This window comes from Staphylococcus sp. GDB20D11A, from assembly GCF_016893255.1.
GTDB classification, from domain to species: Bacteria; Bacillota; Bacilli; order Staphylococcales; family Staphylococcaceae; genus Staphylococcus; species Staphylococcus aureus.
Window position 1 is genome coordinate 21,611 of the sequence record NZ_JAFEPJ010000016.1, and the last position, 24,649, is coordinate 46,259.

Sequence of the window (24,649 nt, forward strand, 5' to 3'; positions counted from 1 at the left end):
CTAATTTATATGAAGAATAGCTTTCCCTAATAAATATCACTCACAATATAATAATTAAAAATATTCTGAATTTTTAATTTACTTTCATTTCATTGTCTGCTATAATGTTTTTAACTTCTTCAATAGAGAAGTTATCTCCTTTGTGTTGTTTATAATAACAAAACAAATTTTGCTCGAAGTACTATGACTGTACCTAGTCCTTACTGTCATATGTACAATAATATTCATTTCCCATAAAAGCCAAGTGTATTACCATGTACACTTGGTTTTTATAATGCTTCAATTTCGGTAACTTTAAAAATATTTAAATATCTTTATATCAATAAGAAAAAAGTCCAAGCATCTCACCTATATCAATAGACGACATGCCTGAACCTATTTATTAGTTAAAATGTATTATCATAGTCACTCTTCGACATATTACCATGCAAATAAACCAACGAAAGCTGCTGTTAATAATGAAACTAGGATACCTGATAATAGCATCATAGGCACATATTTAGATACAAAGTCTGATGTCTTTTTATCAACAATTCCTTTCAATGTACCGATAATCATACCAATCGTTGAGAAGTTTGCAAATGAAATTAAGAATGTTGTAATAACCGCACGATGGTGTGGTGTATAAGATGCAATATCTTTAGAAATTTCACCCATAACAACAAATTCATTTGTAACAATTTTCTTAGCCATTTGTTGTGCTACCAACCACGCTTCATCATAAGGCAAACCGAGTAATAGCGCAAATGGATACATAAACACACCTAAAATTTGGTTTAAACCGAAACTACCTTTTATGCCTATCCATCCTGCTATCAATCCTGTAATCAAATTGATAAAACGATCAAATAGATCAGCTAACGCTACAAAACTAATAACAAATGCGATGATGATTAATACTAATTTACCTGCTGCTAATACAGAATCTCCAAGGAATGAGAAGAATGGTTGACGTTCAACTTCATTGTTTTTAAGACTGTAAATAATATCTTCTTTCTCTTCAACACTTACTGGATTCAACAAGCATGACACAATAATCGCGTTAACGATATTTAGTGGAATTGCCGTTAATACCAGTTCTCCTGGTACCATTTGTACATACGCACCTACAATAGCTCCCGATACAGAGCTCATTGACATCATTGCGATTGTTAATACACGCATTTCATTCATACGTTTTAGTTGCTCACTTGATACGGCTAATGCTTCAGTATTTCCTAAAAACATCATTTCTATCCCAAAGAATGACTCGAATTTAGGTTGTCTTGTTACTTTAGCTAGTAACCAACCAATACCTCCAATAATTTTCGGTAAAATATTAAAGTACATTAAGATATCAAATAATGGCACTATTAATAAAATTGGGAATAAGGCTGCAACAGCCATATCCATCATTTTAACATTTGTCAAACTTGCAAATGCAAAACCTGTACCAGCATGCGCTGACTGAACTACCCAAGCGATACCATTGGCTGCTCCTCTTACGGCTTTTTGACCCCAATCAAAATAAATAAAGAACCATGCTAAAAACAGGTTTAAAACAACTAAGATCCCAATTGATTGCCATTGGATATTTTTGCGATCTCTTGAAAATAATACCGCAATACCAAGAAATACAATTAGACCAATAATGTTGATTAATAAAAACATTTGGCACCCACCTATGATTTAATTTTTTAAAAATTTAGAAACATTGAAATATCAAACTTCTGTACCGTGGACTCTAAAATCAGTTAAATTGCTATGTAAAATATGAAGAATTATGACTCGTGGCTACAGTATTTAATATATGTATGTTTGCTTATAACTTGTATTATACCATGAGCATTTTTTTCTTAAAATATCGATTTCATTAATTTAAGAATTATTATGTCGTAACATCTCACATGATTTAAAATAGACAAAAGCTTGAAGCAATTTATTAACATCTATATCCATCAATGTGCCACACTTTAATTTCCTCGATGGTATATCTGTACTTGCTCCAAGCTTACTTATATATATAAAATTAATCTGTTAATTTTTGAGACACTACAAAGTTTTTATACTTCGCATGTGATGCCATTAGTTCTGAATGCGTACCTCTACCTGTTACCTGTCCTTTGTCTAAGAATATAATTTGACCGGCTTTTTTAATTGTAGACAAACGATGTGCAATGACAATCGTTGTTCTACCTTCCATCAATGTTTCTAAAGCTTCTTGAATTTTCAATTCACTTTCACTATCGAGATTAGCTGTTGCTTCATCAAGTAACAAAATATCAGAATTTTTAACAAAACTTCTAGCAATATCAATACGTTGACGTTGTCCGCCAGACAGTTTCAATCCTCGTTCACCTACAAGCGTGTCATATCCTTCATCAAATTGCATGATAAAATCATGACAGTTCGCTAATTTAGCATAATTAATAAGTTCTTCATCTGAAACATGGCGATTAATTCCGTATAAAATATTGTCTCTAATTGTACCACTCATCATCGAATTTGATTGCATAACATATCCAATTTTGCGTCGCCACTTAGATAACGGGATATCATAGACACTTTCAAGGCCATATTTAATATCACCTGACTCAATTTCATACATACGTTCTATCAGATTAAATATCGTACTTTTACCAGATCCAGAAGGACCTACAAAAGCACTCACTTGCCCTTGTGGGATTTGGAACGACACATCATCTAATATTTTCTTCACATCATATTTAAAGTCTACATGTTCAAATGACAACACACCGTCATCGATTAATACATTTTCAGAATCTTCAAGAGCTTCTGTCGGTTCAATAGGTTCTTGCATGATTTCGTATATTCTGCTACTTGCACCGACTGCCTTTTTATAATCTGTAACTAACGTTGAAAGATTGATTAAAGGCATCGATAATTGAATAACATAAAATATCATTGCAATTAATGTACCTGCAGTGATTGCACCAGTCGCAATTTCTAATGCACCAAAACCTAAAATAATTGCAATTGTTAGCAACATAACAATACCTGAAATTGGTTGTACAACTGCCGCAATTTTAGCCTGTTTTAAACCTAATTTATATATTTCATTCAAATTTTTATGTGCATTATCTAATTCAAGTCGCTCTGTATTTGATATTTTAACAAGACGCATTTCAGTTAGGACACGCCCTAACAAACCACTAAAGTTTGCAATTTCAGATTGTGTACTTGTCGATATCTTTTGCATAATACGTCCTAGAGGAATCATAATTAAAACAAATATCGGTATAGTTATAAATGTTAATAATGTCATTTTCCAATCTAAAATAAATAACATGATTAGTGACCCAACTAATGTAACGATTGATGGTAATAAGTTAGGTAGCTTTTGTGAAATAAATTCATTTATCACTTTCGTATCGTCAGTTAATCGACTCATTAATTGACCACTTTCATTTTTGTCAAAGAATGGCATTTTTAATTGTATGATATGCTCCCATAAAACTGAGCGTATCGCATAAATAATTTTTTCACCAATTTTACTTAATAAATATAAACCTAATCCGCTTAATAAAGCATTGATGACAAAGATACCACCAAATAATGCGATTAGATTCCAATTGATATGGCTCACGGAAAATTTATCTACAATTCGTCCAGTAAACAGTGGCACTAATAGTCCACTTAAGCTCCCTAGTGATGAAATAGTGATAGCTGCAACGATAAGACCCACTGGCCATGATAGTTTTTTAAATAAGAAAAACAATGGATTTTCTCGTTTCATAGTTTTACCTCTTCTGTTTGAAATTTATAGTTAATTCATTTAGATAGATACATGCATTTCTATCATATACTTTCTCCCAACAAAACTTTAAAAATCAAATAAAGTATTGCCCCAAAATACCGCTCATAACATTTATATGATAGAATATTTCTATTGCATTTTTTGTAATAACTTCTCAAAGTTTTTATATTAAAACATGATAATTAATCGCTTTTGAGTAAGTTTGCTCTTCGTACAAACATTATAACACCTTTAGCTACGTACGTAATATATTTGCATTATTTTTCAAATAAACCGCAAGAAACTTAATTTTCAACAATTTAATTAAGGTGAAGTGAATTAGCAATGATTTCCGTAAGTAGGAATGACCATTGCTTTTAGGGAATATTTAAGAATTGGAAAAGGGCAGGTTAACGCTTTATGAAAAATTTAATATCTATTATCATCATTTTATGTTTAACATTAAGTATTATGACACCATATGCACAAGCTGCTAACAGTGACGTAACTCCTGTACAAGCAGCAAATCAATATGGTTATGCAGGTTTGTCGGCTGCATACGAACCGACGAGTGCTGTTAATGTTAGTCAAACTGGACAATTACTGTATCAATACAATATCGATACTAAGTGGAATCCAGCGTCTATGACTAAATTAATGACAATGTACTTAACATTGGAAGCTGTAAATAAGGGGCAGCTTTCACTTGACGACACTGTCACAATGACGAACAAAGAATATATTATGTCTACACTACCTGAGTTGAGTAATACGAAACTATATCCTGGACAAGTATGGACAATCGCAGACCTATTACAAATTACGGTATCTAATTCTAGTAATGCCGCGGCATTAATTTTAGCTAAGAAGGTATCAAAAAACACCAGCGATTTCGTTGATTTAATGAATAACAAAGCTAAAGCTATCGGAATGAAAAATACACATTTCGTCAATCCAACAGGTGCTGAAAATTCAAGATTACGTACATTTGCACCAACAAAGTATAAAGACCAAGAACGTACTGTAACGACTGCTAGAGACTATGCCATTTTAGATTTACACGTGATTAAAGAGACACCTAAAATATTAGACTTTACAAAGCAGTTAGCACCAACAACGCATGCAGTTACGTATTACACATTTAACTTTTCATTAGAAGGTGCAAAAATGAGTTTGCCTGGTACAGATGGTTTAAAAACTGGATCAAGTGATACAGCAAATTACAACCATACGATTACTACTAAACGAGGTAAATTTAGAATTAATCAAGTTATCATGGGTGCGGGAGACTATAAAAACCTTGGTGGCGAGAAGCAACGTAATATGATGGGGAATGCATTAATGGAACGTTCATTTGATCAGTATAAATATGTAAAAATATTGTCTAAAGGTGAGCAAAGAATAAATGGTAAGAAATATTATGTTGAAAATGATCTTTACGATGTTTTACCAAGTGATTTTAGTAAAAAAGATTATAAACTTGTAGTCGAAGATGGTAAAGTACACGCGGACTATCCAAGAGAATTTATTAATAAAGATTATGGACCTCCAACTGTAGAAGTTCATCAGCCAATTATTCAAAAGGCAAATACTGTTGCTAAAAGTATGTGGGCAGAACATCCATTATTCACTATCATTGGTGGTGCATGCCTAGTCGCTGGATTAGCACTAATTGTTCATATGATAATCAATCGTTTATTTAGAAAAAGAAAATAAAACATACTAAAAACGGACAAGTTGCACATTATAAAGCTGCGAAACTTGTCCGTTTTATATTTATTTTATAATAACCTACGTTAATTTATCATTTAGTATCGATAGTTCTATATAATTTATTTAGCATCTTTACCATATAATTCTTGTTTGATTTTAGTCGTCGAAATGCCTTCTGTACGTTTTAAATAAATGACTTCACATTTATCCTTTAAGAAGTCGAATTCACCTTCCCAGTCATGTCCCATAACAAAAACATCTACATCAAATTTTTCGACATCGTCTTCTTTTTGTCCCCAGCCCTTTTCTGGAATGACTAAATCGACATAGCGTATTGATTCAAGCATCATTTTTCGTTGTTCATAATCATAATAAGATTTTTTATGTTTAATTTGATTAAATTCATCTGTTGATAATGCTACTATTAAATAATCGCCCATCTCTCTTGCACGACGAAGCAATTCGATATGACCATAGTGAAGTAAGTCATATGTGCCATATGTTATTACACGTTTCATTAAGTTATCCTCCTCATATTGTCACATCATAGGATTGCAGTTTATGGTCATCAATGTACACGTTATCGTTTTAACATTGATTTTGTTCGATGTGCAAACTTTCTCCCTTTAAGTTGTATCAAGAATCTTTTATAAGTCGGCCTATTAATGCCCACTTGAATTAATGTTTGTCGCCACAATTCGTATATTTCTCTATCCCAATTCTCACCAATAAATTCAACTGTATTTATAATGTCAAACATATTTTGTGATACATAATCAGAATGCTGCATAGACATAATATAGTCTTTTACGAGTTGAATTGTCGTGTGCGTTACTGCTGGGTGTTCATTCATATAATATTTTAATGAATTATTGAATAAAATACGATCAACCATATCACTATATAATAGCCTTTGTTCAGGTAATAGTAACATTTCCATGACTCGTTGTCTTATTTTCATAATTTCTGTGATATATCTATTAAAATCTTCATCGTTACTTGTAGCATGTGGAACTATATCATTATCTCCGACAACCATCTGTGAAACTAAATGTATATCCGTAGCTTTTTGCATCGCCTTGACAAGTATTGCGTGATTGTATGTGTTAGCTAAAGTTTCGTCACACTGTAATTCAGCAAATTTAGCACTGAATAACTTTCCGTCAAAAGACATCATTGTTAACAAATCTGGTTGTTCCGTTAATGTAACGATTCGATTGTCTTTAATAAACTCATCAGCACTTTTCAATTTCCATTCACCATGGTAATTGTAAGCTCGCTGCCCTATTACCATATCAATATTATCATTATTTTTGAAAGCTGCAGTTAGCCTATCTAATTTACCTGGCAATACGATTGATGTTGGATTTATGACCATAAATGCGTCACTATCATGTGGATCTGTCATTTTGATATCCATCAAACCTTTATTAATACACGTAGCTATCGAAGCATTTTGTAATTGTATTAATGAAATATGCTTGAGTTCTCTTTGTAACCGTTCAATCATAGGAATTGTTTGATCAGTAGAACCACCATCAATACAAAGGATTCTATAGTGTTCTTTACTCTCAATAGATATTAACAATTGTCGAATTGTTGCCTCATTATTACATGTAGGTATGATTATCGTAAGCCTCATTTTGTCACCATCTTATCTATATATTCTGTGAGCTGATGTAAACTTTTATCAGTATTATACTTATGCCAATCTTTAAATAACGGACTTAATAGATGTTCTTTTTCTTGTATCTTCATTATTAAGTCTTCTTCAGTATACACTTTGTAGCTATCCGGTATTGCTTTGTAAAATTGATTCAGGCCTCTCACCTTATCATATGTTCCTTCATCATACACATAAAATATAGTTGGAATATCTAACAAGCTAGCTTCTATTGGCAGCGAACTATAGTCGCTAATAATTATATCTGACATTAGCATTAATGTAGACGTGTCGATTGAAGATACGTCATCAATGTCTGAATGTTCAATTGATGGATGTAATTTATTAATCAGTGTATATCCTGGTAAACATTTTTCAAAATAAGCTTTATCAATAGCCCTATTATCTGCTTTATCTTCTCTATATGTTGGTACATATAATGCCAACTTATTTGTAATTCCATATTTATCCTTTAACTCTGCCTTAACCGTTGCTCTATCAGCTGTGTAATATTTATTAATTCTCGGAAGCCCAAAATACAACATTTGCTCTTCTGTTGCACCTAAAGACTGTTTAAAACATTGTGACATTTTTTCACAACCCACTAAGTAAAAATCCGTCGCTTGATAAACTTTACGGTACTGCTGAACTATTGCCTTGTCAGACACATCGACTTGATGATCTGTTAAGCCAAAGTTTTTTAATGCACCACTTGCATGCCACGTTTGAACAATGTGTTGATTAGAAGTCTTATTATATCCACCTAGTAATAGGTAATAATTATCGATAATAATCATCTGCGCGCTTTTCAAAGCCTTAATTTGTTTTACCAATGTTCGATTAGTCATTTCTATCACATCAACATCGTCGCTAAGTTCAGATAAATAAGGCGCTTGTTTTGGTGTTGTTAAAACAGTTTTCTGATACAACGAATTATTTAATACTTTGATGATAGGCTTAATATCTTCTGGAAAAGTCATCATAAATACGATATGCGGTTTATCAACCAATTGAGGCGTAATCATTTTAGAAAGTATTCGAACTACCAAATGATAAAATTTCTTTATTAAAACGTTCATAATACACCAACTTAATATGTTATTTACTTAAATTATAAACAAAAATGAACCCCACTTCCATTTATTAATGGTTAGCGGGGTTTCGTCATATAAATATATTACAAGAAGTCTGCAAATTGATCTCTATATTTCATGTGTAGGTACGCACCAATTGCAAAGAAAATGGCAACAATACCGAAATTGTATAACATTAATTTCCAATGATCCATGAAATACCATTCGTGATATAAAATTGCTGCACGGTATGATTCAGCAATAAAGTAAACTGGATTATATTTCATCATTTCATGAATTAAACCACTGATACCATGGTTCTTTGGTAGCCACAAAATTGGTGAAAAGTAAAATAATATTCTTAATATTGCTTGCATTAACATTTGTGTATCTCTAACTAACACACCGAGTGTTGATGTTAATAACGTCACCGAGGCAGTTAAGAAAAAACAAAACGGTACATATATCAATAATTGAATGATATGTATTGATGGATAAATACCAGTAAACATACATGCAATTATCACAAGTAAAAGTAAGCCTAAATGTCCATAAAATCTACTTGTCACAATATATGTCGGTATTATCGATAACGGGAAGTTCATTTTCGATACTTGATTAAACTTTTGTGTAATTGCTTTAGTACCTTCTAAAATACCTTGGTTGATGAAGAACCACATACTGATACCAACCAATAACCAATAAACAAAAGGTACACCATGAATTGGTGCATTACTTCTTATTCCTAATCCAAAAACCATCCAGTAAACCATAATTTGCATAACAGGGTTAATTAATTCCCAAGCCACACCTAAATAGTTACTATGATTGATAATTTTAACTTGAAACTGAGCCAGTCTTTGAATTAAATAAAAGTTCTTTACATGTTCTTTAAAAACTGTTCCTATTGCTGACATTCCATTAAACCACACTTTCAAATGTTTAACTATTTCTCTACTTAACTAAATAGTATTATAATAATTGTTGTAAATACTATCACTATACATGGATGCTATCAAAATTATTGTCTAGTTCTTTAAAATATTAGTTTATTACAAATACATTATAGTATACAATCATGTAAGTTGAAATAAGTTTAGTTTTTAAATATCATTGTTATCATTGATGATTAACATTTTGTGTCAAAACACCAACTCTGATAATAACAAAATCTTCTATACACTTTACAACAGGTTTTAAAATTTAACAACTGTTGAGTAGTATATTATAATCTAGATAAATGTGAATAAGGAAGGTCTACAAATGAACGTTTCGGTAAACATTAAAAATGTAACAAAAGAATATCGTATTTATCGTACAAATAAAGAACGTATGAAAGATGCGCTCATTCCCAAACATAAAAACAAAACATTTTTCGCTTTAGATGACATTAGTTTAAAAGCATATGAAGGTGACGTCATAGGGCTTGTTGGCATCAATGGTTCCGGCAAATCAACGTTGAGCAATATCATTGGCGGTTCTTTGTCGCCTACTGTTGGAAAAGTGGATCGTAATGGTGAAGTCAGCGTTATCGCAATTAGTGCTGGCTTGAGTGGACAACTTACAGGGATTGAAAATATCGAATTTAAAATGTTATGTATGGGCTTTAAGCGTAAAGAAATTAAAGCGATGACACCTAAGATTATTGAATTTAGTGAACTTGGTGAGTTTATTTATCAACCAGTTAAAAAGTATTCAAGTGGTATGCGTGCAAAACTTGGTTTTTCAATTAATATCACAGTTAATCCAGATATCTTAGTCATTGACGAAGCTTTATCTGTAGGTGACCAAACTTTTGCACAAAAATGTTTAGATAAAATTTACGAGTTTAAAGAGCAAAACAAAACCATCTTTTTCGTTAGTCATAACTTAGGCCAAGTGAGACAATTTTGTACTAAGATTGCTTGGATTGAAGGCGGAAAGTTAAAAGATTACGGTGAACTTGATGATGTATTACCTAAATATGAAGCTTTCCTAAACGATTTTAAAAAGAAATCCAAAGCCGAACAAAAAGAATTTAGAAACAAACTCGATGAGTCCCGCTTCGTTATTAAATAAACCGAAAAAACCGAGAATCTCCATTTAAGGATTTCCTCGGTTTTATTTTTGTCATCATGACTATTTCGCCTTTTTTGTTTTTCTTTTTGCTTTGGCTATTTTATACATAAATATTGGAATACTCTTCAATCTACCAATACGTTTCCAATCTATTAATGCTCTATATATCCATTCAATGTTTAATTTTCTAAAGATATAAGGCGCTCTCTTTTTAGCCCCAGCAAATACTTCAAGAGAACCACCTACGCCCATCATCACTGTAGATTCAAATTGATTTTCATGTGTCATAATCCATTCTTCTTGTTTAGGGAATCCCATACCTACAAATATGTAATCAGGTTTAAACAGTTCAATTCGTTTCACTACCGTCTCATCTTCTAAATCAATATAACCGTGATGATGTGCAAACGATATGTTTGGATATCTTTGTTGCAATGCATATTGTGCCGCTTCTACAACTTCATTAGTTGCCCCTAGCAAAAATACTTTTTGATGATTTACATGAGCAATTTTCAAACATTCATCCATCAACTCAATACCAGGTATACGATGCGCTAGAGGTTGCTTTAAACGATGCGAAGCTTTGACTACTCCTGTCCCATCAGCAACAATATAGCTCGCTTGATTTATTAACTCTAAATACGCTTGATGTGTCGTCGCGTAATTCACTATTTCAGGGTTGGCTGTTACTATAAAAAGATTATTCGTTGATTGATTTGCAAAAAAGGTTTTAATATTTTCAACCATTTGCAACATTGTTGTATTATCAAAATCGACCCCTAAAATGTCAACTTTGGCTGTATTGGATCTTTCTTCAACAGTCATAACAGGAATCTCCTATCTTATTTCATTATTATGTTAGTGTAATCAATATTAACAGTATTTATATTCATCCTATTTATATCGAAATGATTTTGCTTTATTTTAACACATATTCACCTTTTCAAAAATTAAAATTAGTTTAACTAAGGTAAGTCTAAAGTCTAACGCTATTGATGCCAATATCATTTATAATAAGTGATAAGCAAACTTTAAATTACTATCTTATATGAGGTTAACAATGAATTATTTATCAAACTTTTTTAATACGACAATTCAACTTAATATATACATTATCGTTATTGTTGCAGCTTGTTATATTGCTATTCATCAATATAGACATAAGCCTGTTTTGAACTATTTAGATGTCATTTTAAACTATATCCCTGTTTTAACACATGAATTTGGTCATGTACTGTTTAATAAACTCGCTGGTGGCCGTGCAAAAGATTTAGTCATTGTAACAAGTCCACGAGAGCGACAACAGACATTACAACAAGGATTCGCAATTACACAATCTAGACATCTAGCAGGCCAATGGCTTACAACGATTGGTGGTTATTTTATGCCACCTATTATGTTATTGATAGGTTTAGCGTCGAGCCATTATCAGATACCTAGTTTCTTTATATTTACCTATTTATTGATATTTATTTATTTTTTAATTTTAACATCTAGAAAAGGCTCACCCATTGTTGTTATAACTTTAATTTCTATCATGTTGTATTTTATATTAAAAGATGAAAATATAGTAGAAATTCAACTACTTGTCACAATGAGTTATCAATATATTTTAGGTGTATTATTAGGCGAAGTTCTACAATCTAGTTGGACGATTGCTAAATTGACTTTCCAGCGTCCGAGTCCACAGTGGGATGGTAGTGCACTTAAAGAACTCAGTCATGTACCTATCTTCATTTATAGTACAATCTGGATTATCTTCAATCTTTATGCAGTGAATATTTTACTCAAATATACTCACTTGATAAATTAACTAATAAAAAAGAAGCCTAAAGCAATTATCCATATGTCTTTATCAGTACAATCATGGATATCTTTATGGCTTCTTTATTTTATTTTTCAGCAAACATGTTCATTGCATTTTCGTAACTGACAATAATTACATTATCATTACGTTTGATGATAATTACTTTATTCATTTCATCTTTCGATACAATTTCCACTTCATTACCAATAGAAATATCTTTACTAGACAAATATATTAGCAAATCAGTCTTATCTCTCACACGTTTGATTGTAACGATATCGCCAGGTTCATAATTCAAAATCGTTGTTATATATTTCTCTTTATATTCATTATTTCTAGGAATCACACCGCCGTGCGGGCAAGTTTCTGGGAAATTTAACAAGCTATCCAGCCTTTCAACGAATAAATCTGAAATTCGATGTTCTAAAATTTCTGCTTCTTGATGTACTTCTTCCCAATTATATTTCAATATTTCTATTAAAAATAATTCTAATAGTCGATGTCTCTTAATGATATCAAGCGTATGCGTTAAACCATCCTCTGTTAATCTAACACCTTTGTACGGTTTTGTTTCAACATAGCCTGCTTTTTCAAGACGTCCTACCATTTCACTTACAGATGGAGGCTTAATATTTAAAAATTGAGATAAGATTTTATTTGTTACAAAGTTTTTATCGCCATTATTCGTAAGGATTGCCTTTAAATAGTCCTCTTTTTCTTCAGTTAACATACTTTCACCTCACATACATTGTCTATATTATATCACGAATTTACTTGACATGATAAATATTCTCAGTTTATTATACAATTAATTAGGTTAGCCTAAACTTTTAATTAGGAGGTATAAACGTTTGTTAGAAACAAAAGATTTAAATCTGTTTTTAGGTAATAAGCATGTACTTAAAAACATTTCCTTATCGATACCAGTACGCGGCGAAATAATTGGTATCATGGGCCCGAATGGTGCTGGTAAATCTTCCCTTATCAAGTCTTTAATTGGTGAATTTAATGCTACCGGTACTAAATTGTTATATAACAAACCTATACAACAACAACTGCAACATATTACATATATTCCACAAAAAGCACATATTGATTTAGATTTTCCTATAAGTGTGGAACAAGTGATTTTATCAGGTTGCTACAAAGAAATTGGATGGTTTAGACGACCTAATAAATCAGCAAGGGATAAACTCAAACAGTTATTAAGCGATTTAGAATTAGAATCTTTACGTCATCGACAAATTTCAGAATTAAGTGGTGGACAATTACAACGTGTGCTAGTAGCAAGAGCATTGATGTCCGAAAGTGAAGTTTATTTTCTAGATGAGCCGTTTGTCGGAATTGATTTTAGTAGCGAAAAATTAATCATGACAAAAATCGAGAACTTAAAACAACAAGGAAAACTTATTCTTATCATCCACCATGATCTATCAAAAGCAAAGCAATACTTTGATCGCATTATTCTATTAAATCAAACATTACGATACTTTGGTGATAGTGAAGAGGCTATGAGTGTCACTCGCTTAAACGAAACATTTATGAGTAGCACTGACTGTAGTGACCCTAGTCAAAGGAGCAATATAACATGTTAGAGTTTGTCGAACATTTATTTACATATCAATTCTTGAATCGAGCATTGATAACTTCAATTATTGTAGGGATAGTTTGTGGTACAGTTGGTAGTTTAATTGTATTACGTGGTCTTTCATTAATGGGAGATGCAATGAGTCACGCAGTATTACCTGGTGTTGCCCTATCATTCTTATTTGGTATTCCAATGTTTATAGGCGCACTTATAACTGGTATGATCGCAAGTATTTTTATCGGTTATATCACATCTAGTAGTAAAACGAAACCTGACGCCGCTATTGGAATTAGTTTTACCGCTTTCTTAGCTTCGGGGATTATTATTATTAGCTTAATAAACACTACGACAGATTTGTACCATATTCTGTTTGGTAATTTACTGGCAATCACAAATAGTGCATTTTTAACAACTATTGTGATTGGTTCAATCGTCCTTATTCTAATCATTATTTTCTATCGTCCATTAATGATTTCTACATTCGATCCAACGTTTAGTAGAATGAGTGGTCTAAATACGACGTTATTACATTACTTTGTGATGTTGTTACTCTCATTAGTAACAGTAGCAAGTATTCAAACGGTAGGTATTATTCTTGTAGTTGCATTATTAATTACACCTGCATCTACAGCATTTTTAATTAGTAAAAAACTATACTCAATGATGATTATAGCAAGTTTAATAAGTGTCATAAGTTCAATTGTCGGACTTTATTACAGCTATATTTACAACATTCCTAGTGGTGCGACAATCGTACTTTGTACGTTTGTAATTTATATCATCACATTATTTTTCACAAAATTTACGAATAGAAAGAAACGAGGAAGTTTAACATGAAAAAATTAGTACCTTTATTATTAGCCTTATTACTTCTAGTTGCTGCATGTGGTACTGGTGGTAAACAAAGCAGTGATAAGTCAAATGGCAAATTAAAAGTAGTAACGACGAATTCAATTTTATATGATATGGCTAAAAATGTTGGTGGAGACAATGTCGATATTCATAGTATCGTACCTGTTGGTCAAGATCCTCATGAATATGAAGTTAAACCTAAAGATATTAAAAAGTTAACTGACGCTGACGTTATTTTATACAACGGATTAAATTTAGAGACTGGTAACGGTTGGTTTGAAAAAGCCTTAGAACAGGCTGGTAAATCATTAAAAGATAAAAAAGTTATCGCAGTATCAAAAGATGTTAAACCTATCTATTTAAACGGTGAAGAAGGCAACAAAGATAAACAAGATCCACACGCATGGTTAAGTTTAGATAACGGTATTAAATACGTAAAAACAATTCAACAAACATTTATCGATAACGACAAAAAACATAAAGCAGATTATGAAAAGCAAGGTAACAAATACATTGCTCAATTGGAAAAATTAAATAATGACAGTAAAGACAAATTTAATGACATTCCAAAAGAACAACGTGCCATGATTACAAGTGAAGGTGCCTTCAAGTACTTCTCAAAACAATACGGTATTACACCAGGTTATATTTGGGAAATTAACACTGAAAAACAAGGTACACCTGAACAAATGAGACAAGCTATTGAGTTTGTTAAAAAGCACAAATTAAAACACTTATTAGTAGAAACAAGTGTTGATAAGAAAGCAATGGAAAGTTTATCTGAAGAAACGAAGAAAGATATCTTTGGTGAAGTGTACACAGATTCAATCGGTAAAGAAGGCACTAAAGGTGACTCTTACTACAAAATGATGAAATCAAATATTGAAACTGTACACGGAAGCATGAAATAACACGCTGTGTTTTAATGAAGTAAGATGAATTGATGTTGATGCAACCTAAAATATTGGTATCTCCAATATTTTAGGCCACACATCAACATAACAAAGTCGAAGGCTAATAGTCCCATATCGTGCGTTAAATATATATTACCCTCCTATTAATATATATACCGTTCCCGATCGCACGATATGGTGGTATTAGAACTTCTCTTTGAACGAGAGAGAAAAGCTAGAAGTTCTTATGCAGTTTTAATTAAACTGTAAACATTTATCACTCTTTGAATCAAAGAGCAAAGTTAAAAGCTTTATGTGCTTTTGATTAAACTGCGAACAGCTGCTTCTCTTTGAGCGAGAGAGAAAAGCTAGAAGTTCTTATGCAGTTTTAATTAAACTGTCGTTCCCTTCATCTCTTTTAACCACAGAGATGCGTTAGAAGTTCTTCTAATACAATTTATACAACGCCATTCCCTACACACTCTTATAAAAGAGATTCACGCGCGTCAATAAATTGTATTACATACTAACTAAAAAGCTTTTCTTAATCGTACTAACGAAGTTAGAGGTTCTTATGTGATTGGACAACTGTTCTCCCTACTAGACTTTTAGCATAGCTGGTTAAAAGTACTATTACAGATTGTTCAATTGTATGCCCCTTTCCTTTGAACGGAATATTAAAAGCTATGTGCAGTAACTTTTAATAGGCATACCACTTTTGCATCAAGCTATAAATAATCGCATACTTTGATATTTAATCTGGCCTATCAAAGTAAACATCTATGGTTTCCTCCCCCCATAGATCCTTAAGCCACACTCATCCGATGTCATATGAGTGTGGCTATTTTTTGTGAATGCACTTAACTTCATCTTTAAATGACTTCGATTAATCTATCTCCTCCAATTTTTAAAACTTATTTCAATTAAATCTCAAATATTAATAATTCGTATAGTTTAAAACTATCTATTCAATTCCCCTAAAATAAAAGGGATTGATGAAAAGCCATTCAGTTTTTCATCAATCCCTTTTAGCATAATTACGAACTACGTCATACTATCTACAATAACCATTTCATCATAATTGATGGCTTCTCTTAGTTTTAACGCTGTACCTTCTGATACTTCATCTGTATCAATCAACTCACGTAAAATGCGACGTTGTTCTCTCAATGCATTTAATTTAATTTTAGTGATCGTATCTTCACTTGCTGAGTTGAAGAAATTAGATGGTGTTAAGTTTTCAATTCGCATTAAATAACCGTCACAAACCATTCCAACTTCAAGTGTATTATCTTTTGTTGTTTCCTTAGACAAACGACTAACCACATTATAATGGACTAATTTATTAATTTTATTTAATTCCATTAAGTTATCCGTAACACTAAGTGAAGATGCCGAGTTCACTCTCGTTTGTACTCTTCGTTTTAATAAAGCACCTCGTAATAATACAATCATTCTTCTTATTAATGATGCTTGTCTATATACCTGTGTTCTTTCAGCATAACGCATATAGTTTTCAAGTACACTATTCGTTATTTGTCCTTCATCTACTAAAGACTCTAATGTTTTTGTTTCTACATTAAAAGCAATTTTTTGTAGACGTTCTAATTCTTTAGAGTTTTCATCATCTTTCTCTACAGTTTTTAAAAATGCTAATTTGTCATGATATTCTTTAATCACGTTACCATATTTAAAACTTGTTTCGAAAGTAGATTTTTGATTTAGATAATCAATAACTTGTTCTAATATATAAATTCTAGCAACTTTAAACGACATATTGCCAATTACTGTTTTAGGTGCAGGTTTCGTTAATAATGGCAATAATACTTGCGCAACTACCAAACTAATAATAACCATACCAGATGCAATAAATAATAAGTCGTTTCTATACGTAAAAGCATGATGACCTGCTAAAAAATACGGTAACGTTAATGCGATTGCTAAAGAAATTGTTCCATGCACACCACATAACGTCATAATTAAAGCGTATAAACTTCGCTTTGGTGGTTTCTCAGTTGTTGGATTATCATCATCATTTTTAGTCATCATTTTTTGGAATGGACTGATGGCTAAATAAAAATAAGGATATAAGACATAAACCCAAACAAATCTAAATAGATAGACAGCTAAAGCAACAACAATAGTGATGCCTATTAAAAAGATTAAATTGTGCGGTTCTGTTTTGATAATTTTAATAATAACTTCAGGTACTAAAAATCCTAATATTGAAAAAACAAAGCCATTTAAAACATAACCTAGTATATTCCATGTATGATTGTAACTCATTTGCAGTTGTGTTCGTACTTGCATAATTCTGTCACGTTCGAAACCATGTACAAGTCCTGCAACTACTGCTGCAATGATTCCTGATGCGTGAAACAATTCAGCAATTAAATACGTAACAAATGGTGTTAACAATTGAATAATTGTAAACATATTAATGTTTTCATATCCTCGACGCATCAATGTTAATCGGAACCTTACTAATGCCATACCTATAAGTAAACCAACCACTGCGCCACCAATTGATGCAATTAAAAACAACTGAACAGCATCAACAAGTGAAAAAGCACCTGTAACTAATACTCCAACAGCTATTTTAAATGAAATAATACCAGCAGCATCATTCAATAATGACTCACCTTCAAGAATTGTCATTGCTCCTTTTGGCAAGACCTTTCCTTTAGTGATTGCTTGCACTGCTACTGCATCAGTAGGACAAAGAATGGCAGCAATTGCAAATGCTGCTCCAATAGGTAAATCTGGCCAAATCCAATGAATAAATAAACCGACACCTATCACAGTAGTAATGACTAATCCTAATGCCATCATCATCACTGGCTTAATATATTTCCTTAAATGGACTCTAGAAACATTAACACCTTCTACAAATAACAAAGGCGCAATCATTGTTACCATAAACAATTCAGAATCAAAATTAAATTGAACAGGGATTGGGGTAATAAATAGTAACATGCCCAAGAAAATTTGTATAAATGCTAGGGGTACTTTAGGTATGAAAGTATGGACAAACGAACTTAGTATCACAACAGCTATAAATATAAGAATTGTTTCAAATATTTCCAAACTTTCACCTCTCTAAAAAGTATTGTTTAATTGAAAATTAAGTATCACATCTCGTTGTAATTATACTTTAGAGGATAAATTGAGTTAGAGACCACAAAAGCACTTTAATATAGATATATGTCTACGATTGCAGTACTTAAATTTGCAATTATTTAATTTTATTTTATCACTAATTGTTTGTATAAATAAACAACTTGCTTTCACATAACAACATTAACTTATAATACAAAAAATGAGCACCTTAAAATCGACTAACCAATTTCAAAGTACTCTTTTAATAATTAATTTTGAAAACAAATCTTCAAAAGCATTGTTATGCTTAATAATTTAGCCAACACTTCAATCGTTTTGATACCATTTCTTACGATGCTCTTCTCGTTTTTTAGCACGTAATTGTAATGCTTCTGTAGAGTTTTGTTCATTTGAACTTAATAATATTGATGCATGTGTGTGATCATCATTTTTTCGATACATATAAGCGCCGTTGCGATAAGCAGCGCGAGCGACTAAGTGCATGCCGACGGGTGAAGTTAAATTAATAAAAACAAGTGATAGTAATAAACGCACACTGAAAAATCCTGTATTCACAATAAAATAAATTAATACACCGATTAAAGTTAATAACACGGATAAAGTCGAACTTTTTGTTGCAGCATGACTTCTTAAGAAAACATCTTGGAATTTCACGATACCTATTGCACTAATAAGAGCAATAAAACTACCTAACAACAACATCACAGCAGCAATAAGACTAAAGATTTCTTTTGTTATTTCCATTAAACACATGCCCCCCACCAATAAAGCGTGATATTGAAACAGAACTTACAAAAGATATAATGGCAATGAGCATGATTGAATCTAAGAAAGAAACGCTGCCCATAAGTACACTTAACACACCCACAATTGACATTACGACAGCACTTGTTGTATCAAATGTAACGACACGATCTGCTGTTGTAGGTCCCTTGATTAATCTAAATAAACAGATGATTAATGCAATTCCAAAAATAATGAGTGAACTAATAATCATAATATGTGTTATTGTTTGTATCATCGCGACACCTCCAATATTAAGTCTTCATAATGCTTAATACTTCTTAACAAACTATCTTTTTCTTTTTCTGACACGTCGATACTATGAATAAAAAACTTTTTAGAGTCTTGAGAAATTCGTATTACTGTAGACCCTGGAGTTATAATAATTAAAATTGTTAAAAATGTTATTGCCCAGTCACTTGTTAGTCTTGTTTCATATGAAAGTAATCCAGGGTTCATATCTTTTGTTTTAAAAAGAATATAATTAATCGTGCTAATGCTAGATGTTATTAATTGATATAAATAAACACCTAAAAATTTAATAGCTACCCAAATTTTTCTAACATAAAAATCATCGCTGAAAAACCTGTGTAATATATAAATGACAATTAAACCAATTAAATATCCAGAAAAGAAAGTCGAGAATTTAAAATGATCTTCATCTTGAAATAATACCCATAAGAATGCAATGATAATATTTAAAACAATTTGATTCATTTATTCCTCTCCTTTCAAATGTGGATTAACAAGCTTTTGATATAATTGATCGTTCGTATTAAGCTCTGTTGCATCATTAGTTATTTTTAACAGCACAGGCGCTGCAATCCCGATTGCGATAACCACAACTACTAAAATACTTAAAATACCTTTACGATATTGTGGGATTTTCTTAAAATGAACTTCTTCGCCATCTTTATCTCCAAAATACATATAGAAAAGTATTCTAAACAAGCTGTACATAGCAATTAAACTAGTAATAATCATTAACGTGAGTCCTATATAATTGCCGTTTTGTAATGCACCTTGGAAAATAAGTACTTTTCCTGGAAAACCACTAAATGGTGGTACGCCCCCAATAGCAAAAATCATTATAATAAATGCAACACCAAAGAATGGTTCTTTTTTCGCTAAACCATTTAAATATTGATATTGTCGATAACCAGTAATGTAAACTAAACTACCAATAATAAAGAATAGCAATGTTTTTACAACAATATCATTTACTAAATAAAATATTGCACCATTAATACCTGCAAACGTGTTTGTTCCTAAACCTAAAATGATAAATCCTATTGAGATTATGACTTGGTAAGCTGCAATCTTTTTAATATCTTTATAAGCAATGACACCTATAGCGCCGATGACCATAGTTATAGCAGCCATAGTTGCTAGCAATGGATGTATAAGATCATTATGTTGGTCAAATAATAATGTAAAGAAGCGAATCAATGCATAAGCGCCCACTTTGGTCATTAACGCTGCAAATAATGCCGCAAGTTCAGTATTTAACACAGCGTAGGCTTTCGGTAGCCACATAAAAAGGACCAGCGCTGCTTTCGCACTAAATGCGACTAAGAAGATTAATGAAATCATTGTAACAGTGCGATTATCTCCCATGTCATTCAAACGCATTGCAATATGTGAAAAGTTTAATGTACCTACTGTTTTATAAAGTAAACCTATACCTAATAAGAATAGCCATGAACCAATAATATTCAAGACAACATAAATAATTGCAGCACGTAATTGTTCTACAGATTGTCCAAGTGTAATGAGTACAAATGACGCTAGTAACATAATTTCAAACATGACGTATAAATTAAATAAATCTGATGTTAGAAAAGAGCCTATCACGCCAACGCTTAAAAATAATATGAACGATGGCAAGTGATAACGATTTGCTTTATGTTCGCCACGCCCAAATCCGTATGCCATAATTAAAGTAATCACAAACGAAGCGGTTGTAACCATTATTAAACTTAAAGAATCTCCTAAAAACTGTATACCAAAGGGCGCTGACCATCCTCCAAAGTCTAGCGTAATTGGACGGTGACGCTGAACATAAATTAATAGCATTAATGAAATAATTGTGGTGATAGTCATTGTACCTAAGTATAAATATTTAGAAATACGGTCATTATTTTTTAAAAATACAAGGATTAAGGCACAAAGGAATGGTAATAACATTGGTAAAATCAATAAGTTACTTAGCATCATCTTCCCCCCTTAGGCCTTCGATTTCATCTTCTTTTGTTACTTTATAAGTTCTATAAACAAGTACAAGTAAAAACGCAGTCATCCCAAACCCTATAACTATTGCAGTTAGTACAATAGCTTGTAACAAGGGATCAACAAACAATTGGTTTCCACCAGTTATTAATGGTTCTGATCTACTAGAACCATACGTTCCCATACTCATGATAATGAGATTACCGGCATGAGTATATATTGAAATTCCGATTACAATACGAATTAAATTGATTGATAAAATCATATATGTTCCTATAAATACTAAAAATCCTATAACTAGTAATAAAATTAAATTCATGATCGACCTCCACTAAGAGACAGCATCACCGTTACAATAACCCCGACAACCGAGAACAAAATGCCCAATTCAAACAGTGTTATTGTCGTTACATGAATGTGCCCTAAAATTGGTAGTGTCAATGTTGTTTCATATTGCGACAAAAAAGGTTTTCCAAAAAATGTTGGCATTATCGCAGTAATAGATGAAACTAATGCACCAATAATCATTAAAATTCTAAAATCTATCGGTAAGCTTTCTAATACTTCTTCGACATTAAAAGCTAGAAACATTAAAATAAACGCGGAACTAAATATTAAACCACCTATAAAGCCACCACCTGGGTTATTGTGGCCAGCGAAGAAGACGTAGAATCCGAAAGTCAATAAAATAAATACAACGAGTTTCGTGACCGTTCTTAAAACGACATCATTCTCTTTCATCTTGTCCCCTCCTATCTTGGTAATTTAATAATGTGTAAATACCTAATCCAGTAATAATTAATACTAAACCTTCAAACAATGTATCTAATGCTCTAAAGTCACCAAGTATCGCATTTACAATATTTTTACCACCTGTTAGTTTGTCAGCTTTTAAATAGAAGTCTGATATTGATGATAAACCATCTGTTTGTTGTGTAATAAAAATTAATGATACAACAATAAGTGCCATCAAGAGTGATACAGAAATTTTAATTATTTCTCTTTTTTTGTTAGCGTTAGATCTTGGTACGTTGGGTAATCTTGAAAAGCTAACAATAAATAAAATTGTCGTAATCGTTTCAACCACAAGTTGTGTCAATGCTAAATCAGGGGCTTTCATTGCTATAAAGAATAAGGTCACAACAAAACCGATGACTCCATTTAAAATTACCATTGTCAGTCGTTGACGTATAAAAATTAAAGAAATACCAATTGTGACAGTTACGATTGCTAATATAATTTCTAACGGTCCAAATTCGGAAACATGTAACTGATGGACTTTTGGTAGTCCAATTCGAATATAACCATATCCAATGATAATCATAAATATGCCTAAGGTCATAATAATGTATTGGTTTAAACGATCTTGCATAACACGTTTAAATCGCTTCGTAGCAAACTTTTCAAAATGTCGATATACCATCTCATAGCTTTTTGAAACTGAAATCTGTCTGATTTTACCTGTGAACACTTTTTTCCAATCTACTTTGATTGCTAGTACACTACCCAATAAAATAATGATGATGGTTAAAAGAAGCGGTATGTTAAATCCATGCCATTGCGAAACATGTGGTGCCAATTGATCAATTTGATGATTACCACCTGATACAGCTCTTAATGCTGGAACGATAATCCCCTTCCCAAATATATTTGGTACAAAAAAGATTACAGGTACTAGCACCATTAATATAAGAGATGGTAAACTAAACAACCATGGTTCGTGGATATTTTTTTTAGTAAAAACCTTAGAATCATATTTTGTCCAAAATACCTCTTTTACCATGTATAGTGCATATGTGAATGTAAAAACACTCGCAATAACACCAACAAACACGATAGCTATCATTGAAATCAAACTAAATTGGGATAATTGTCCAGTTTGTGTTAATGCATCTAAAAACATTTCTTTACTTAAAAATCCATTTAAAAATGGTACTCCAGCCATAGATAGAGCCGCTATCGTCATGACTAGATTCATTTTAGGAAATAGTTGACGCATTCCACTTAAAATTCGTATATCCCTTGAACCTGCTTCATGATCTAAAATACCTACTCCCATGAAAAGTGCACATTTAAAGATGGCATGATTCATTAGATGAAATAATGCTGCAAATAACACAAATACATAAATAGATGCTATTGCGTCTTGTTGGTGTTGAGCATATCCACCACCGATACCGACCATTGCCATAATCATTCCTAGTTGACTGATTGTTGAATACGCTAGAATTCCCTTTAAATCCCATTGTTTTAAAGCTGTGATTGAACCAAATAACATTGTAATTAAACCAACAAACGTGACGATATATATGTACATATTGCTAAGACCTAATAATGGTGTAAATCGAAGTAATAAAAAGATACCAGCTTTTACCATCGTGGCTGAATGTAAATAAGCACTTACAGGTGTAGGTGCAGCCATTGCTCTAGGTAGCCAAATATGAAATGGAAATTGTGCTGATTTTGTAAATGCACCTAATAAAAACATAAAAATCATAGGCATAAACAATCCATGATTCTTAATATGATCTGCTTGTCCTAATATGTCAGTGATGTTATTCGTTCCTGTCATGATATACAGCATAATAAAACCAACTAATAACGCCAACCCACCAAATACTGTAATCATAAATGATTGAATCGCACCAAATTGACTGTCACCATTGTTATACCAATATGAAATCAATAAAAATGATGATACACTCGTTAATTCCCAAAAAATGTACATCAATATCGTATTGTCTGATAATACAATACCAATCATACTGAACATAAATAACGTTAAATAAAAATAAAACCTTGGTAAATTGTCTTTTCGAGAGGATAAATATTGAGTTGCATAGAAGAATACTGCAATTCCAATAAGTGAAATAATAAGAGAAAACATTAAACTTAAACCATCTAAACGTAAATCTAAATTAATATCTAATGTCTTAATCCATGGAATAGAGGTAGAAAGATATTGCAGTTTAGCTACTGATGGTATTTGAATCATAAAATAGATAGATGAAATTACAGGTGCAATCAATGCTATGTACCCGGCATATTTAGCCAATGCTCTACGTTTAGACATTAGAAGTATCATCGCCATAATCACAAGTATGGCAATTAATAAATAAACCAAACTCATTATT

Annotated in this window: 23 protein-coding genes; 6 read left to right on the forward strand and 17 right to left on the reverse strand. The window is 31.9% G+C overall.

Translation table 11 applies throughout. The annotated features are described in order from the left end of the window. Positions 1 to 73: 73 nt before the first annotated feature. The 3 genes from JV528_RS08780 to JV528_RS08790 form a co-directional block, all read right to left on the reverse strand. Positions 74 to 166 carry a hypothetical protein gene (locus tag JV528_RS08780; protein ID WP_001788321.1) on the reverse strand — a complete coding sequence of 31 codons (93 nt, stop codon included), beginning with the start codon at positions 164 to 166 and terminating at the stop codon, positions 74 to 76. A 254-nt stretch (positions 167 to 420) separates the two neighbouring features. Beyond that, positions 421 to 1,650 carry a NupC/NupG family nucleoside CNT transporter gene (locus JV528_RS08785; RefSeq protein WP_000479279.1) on the reverse strand — a complete coding sequence of 410 codons (1,230 nt, stop codon included), beginning with the start codon at positions 1,648 to 1,650 and terminating at the stop codon, positions 421 to 423. 358 nt (positions 1,651 to 2,008) lie between these two features. Beyond that, positions 2,009 to 3,736 (reverse strand): ABC transporter ATP-binding protein, encoded by a 1,728-nt coding sequence (locus JV528_RS08790; RefSeq protein ID WP_204177479.1) that lies wholly within the window; start codon positions 3,734 to 3,736, stop codon positions 2,009 to 2,011. Between the two features lie 420 nt (positions 3,737 to 4,156). Between JV528_RS08790 and pbp4 the strand changes: the two genes are divergently transcribed. Continuing rightward, positions 4,157 to 5,452 carry a penicillin-binding protein PBP4 gene (gene pbp4, locus JV528_RS08795; protein WP_000793054.1) on the forward strand — a complete coding sequence of 432 codons (1,296 nt, stop codon included), beginning with the start codon at positions 4,157 to 4,159 and terminating at the stop codon, positions 5,450 to 5,452. A 116-nt stretch (positions 5,453 to 5,568) separates the two neighbouring features. On the opposite strand, the gene tagD is transcribed toward pbp4, so the two are convergent. From tagD to tagG, 4 genes are all read right to left on the reverse strand, one after another. Further along, a complete protein-coding gene (gene tagD, locus JV528_RS08800; RefSeq protein ID WP_000832260.1) occupies positions 5,569 to 5,967 on the reverse strand; it encodes a glycerol-3-phosphate cytidylyltransferase in 399 nt (132 codons plus the stop codon). A 62-nt stretch (positions 5,968 to 6,029) separates the two neighbouring features. After that, positions 6,030 to 7,091, reverse strand: a complete 1,062-nt coding sequence (locus tag JV528_RS08805) for a glycosyltransferase family 2 protein (protein ID WP_001241191.1) — start codon at positions 7,089 to 7,091, stop codon at positions 6,030 to 6,032. Beyond that, entirely contained in the window at positions 7,088 to 8,191 is a 1,104-nt protein-coding gene (gene tarB / locus JV528_RS08810; RefSeq protein ID WP_001101589.1) for a teichoic acid glycerol-phosphate primase TarB, read from the reverse strand. The genes JV528_RS08805 and tarB overlap by 4 nt, the downstream gene beginning before the upstream one ends. 98 nt (positions 8,192 to 8,289) lie before the next feature. After that, on the reverse strand, positions 8,290 to 9,102 hold the full coding sequence (gene tagG, locus JV528_RS08815; protein ID WP_001273058.1) for a teichoic acids export ABC transporter permease subunit TagG: 813 nt from the start codon (positions 9,100 to 9,102) through the stop codon (positions 8,290 to 8,292). 346 nt (positions 9,103 to 9,448) lie between these two features. On the opposite strand from tagG, the gene tagH reads away from it, so the two are divergent. Further along, positions 9,449 to 10,243, forward strand: coding sequence for a teichoic acids export ABC transporter ATP-binding subunit TagH (gene tagH / locus JV528_RS08820; RefSeq protein ID WP_001103232.1), 795 nt, complete (start codon positions 9,449 to 9,451; stop codon positions 10,241 to 10,243). A gap of 60 nt (positions 10,244 to 10,303) precedes the next feature. Here the strand turns inward: tagH and tarA are convergent, their stop codons facing one another. Then, complete coding sequence (tarA, locus tag JV528_RS08825; RefSeq protein WP_000215384.1) at positions 10,304 to 11,068, reverse strand: N-acetylglucosaminyldiphosphoundecaprenol N-acetyl-beta-D-mannosaminyltransferase TarA; 765 nt, start codon at positions 11,066 to 11,068, stop codon at positions 10,304 to 10,306. 235 nt (positions 11,069 to 11,303) lie between these two features. Here tarA and JV528_RS08830 point away from each other — a divergent pair, with 235 nt between their 5' ends. After that, positions 11,304 to 12,056 carry a M50 family metallopeptidase gene (locus JV528_RS08830; protein WP_001108545.1) on the forward strand — a complete coding sequence of 251 codons (753 nt, stop codon included), beginning with the start codon at positions 11,304 to 11,306 and terminating at the stop codon, positions 12,054 to 12,056. Positions 12,057 to 12,135: 79 nt separating this feature from the next. Here JV528_RS08830 and JV528_RS08835 read toward each other — a convergent pair whose 3' ends face one another. Continuing rightward, entirely contained in the window at positions 12,136 to 12,780 is a 645-nt protein-coding gene (locus JV528_RS08835) for a metal-dependent transcriptional regulator (protein WP_000954654.1), read from the reverse strand. A 121-nt stretch (positions 12,781 to 12,901) separates the two neighbouring features. Here JV528_RS08835 and JV528_RS08840 point away from each other — a divergent pair, with 121 nt between their 5' ends. From JV528_RS08840 to mntC, 3 genes are read left to right on the forward strand one after another with little or no spacing between them, the layout of a single operon-like run. Then, positions 12,902 to 13,645 carry a metal ABC transporter ATP-binding protein gene (locus JV528_RS08840; protein ID WP_000894464.1) on the forward strand — a complete coding sequence of 248 codons (744 nt, stop codon included), beginning with the start codon at positions 12,902 to 12,904 and terminating at the stop codon, positions 13,643 to 13,645. Then, positions 13,639 to 14,475 carry a metal ABC transporter permease gene (locus JV528_RS08845; protein WP_000889250.1) on the forward strand — a complete coding sequence of 279 codons (837 nt, stop codon included), beginning with the start codon at positions 13,639 to 13,641 and terminating at the stop codon, positions 14,473 to 14,475. Before JV528_RS08840 ends, JV528_RS08845 begins: the two co-directional genes overlap by 7 nt. Beyond that, positions 14,472 to 15,401, forward strand: a complete 930-nt coding sequence (mntC, locus tag JV528_RS08850) for a manganese ABC transporter substrate-binding lipoprotein MntC (RefSeq protein WP_000737654.1) — start codon at positions 14,472 to 14,474, stop codon at positions 15,399 to 15,401. Before JV528_RS08845 ends, mntC begins: the two co-directional genes overlap by 4 nt. 1,026 nt (positions 15,402 to 16,427) lie before the next feature. Here the strand turns inward: mntC and JV528_RS08855 are convergent. The 8 genes from JV528_RS08855 to mnhA2 form a co-directional block, all read right to left on the reverse strand. After that, entirely contained in the window at positions 16,428 to 18,470 is a 2,043-nt protein-coding gene (locus tag JV528_RS08855; protein ID WP_000402172.1) for a cation:proton antiporter, read from the reverse strand. A 339-nt stretch (positions 18,471 to 18,809) separates the two neighbouring features. Next, a complete protein-coding gene (mnhG2, locus tag JV528_RS08860; RefSeq protein WP_000406615.1) occupies positions 18,810 to 19,247 on the reverse strand; it encodes a Na+/H+ antiporter Mnh2 subunit G in 438 nt (145 codons plus the stop codon). After that, complete coding sequence (gene mnhF2 / locus JV528_RS08865) at positions 19,222 to 19,524, reverse strand: Na+/H+ antiporter Mnh2 subunit F (RefSeq protein WP_000616641.1); 303 nt, start codon at positions 19,522 to 19,524, stop codon at positions 19,222 to 19,224. Before mnhF2 ends, mnhG2 begins: the two co-directional genes overlap by 26 nt. Next, positions 19,521 to 20,003 carry a Na+/H+ antiporter Mnh2 subunit E gene (mnhE2, locus tag JV528_RS08870; RefSeq protein WP_001071971.1) on the reverse strand — a complete coding sequence of 161 codons (483 nt, stop codon included), beginning with the start codon at positions 20,001 to 20,003 and terminating at the stop codon, positions 19,521 to 19,523. Before mnhE2 ends, mnhF2 begins: the two co-directional genes overlap by 4 nt. Then, entirely contained in the window at positions 20,004 to 21,500 is a 1,497-nt protein-coding gene (gene mnhD2, locus JV528_RS08875) for a Na+/H+ antiporter Mnh2 subunit D (RefSeq protein WP_000950544.1), read from the reverse strand. Next, a complete protein-coding gene (gene mnhC2, locus JV528_RS08880; RefSeq protein WP_001048985.1) occupies positions 21,490 to 21,834 on the reverse strand; it encodes a Na+/H+ antiporter Mnh2 subunit C in 345 nt (114 codons plus the stop codon). Before mnhC2 ends, mnhD2 begins: the two co-directional genes overlap by 11 nt. After that, complete coding sequence (gene mnhB2 / locus JV528_RS08885; RefSeq protein ID WP_000661909.1) at positions 21,831 to 22,256, reverse strand: Na+/H+ antiporter Mnh2 subunit B; 426 nt, start codon at positions 22,254 to 22,256, stop codon at positions 21,831 to 21,833. Before mnhB2 ends, mnhC2 begins: the two co-directional genes overlap by 4 nt. Continuing rightward, complete coding sequence (gene mnhA2 / locus JV528_RS08890) at positions 22,243 to 24,645, reverse strand: Na+/H+ antiporter Mnh2 subunit A (protein WP_000060765.1); 2,403 nt, start codon at positions 24,643 to 24,645, stop codon at positions 22,243 to 22,245. The genes mnhB2 and mnhA2 overlap by 14 nt, the downstream gene beginning before the upstream one ends. Between the last annotated feature and the right edge of the window lie 4 nt (positions 24,646 to 24,649).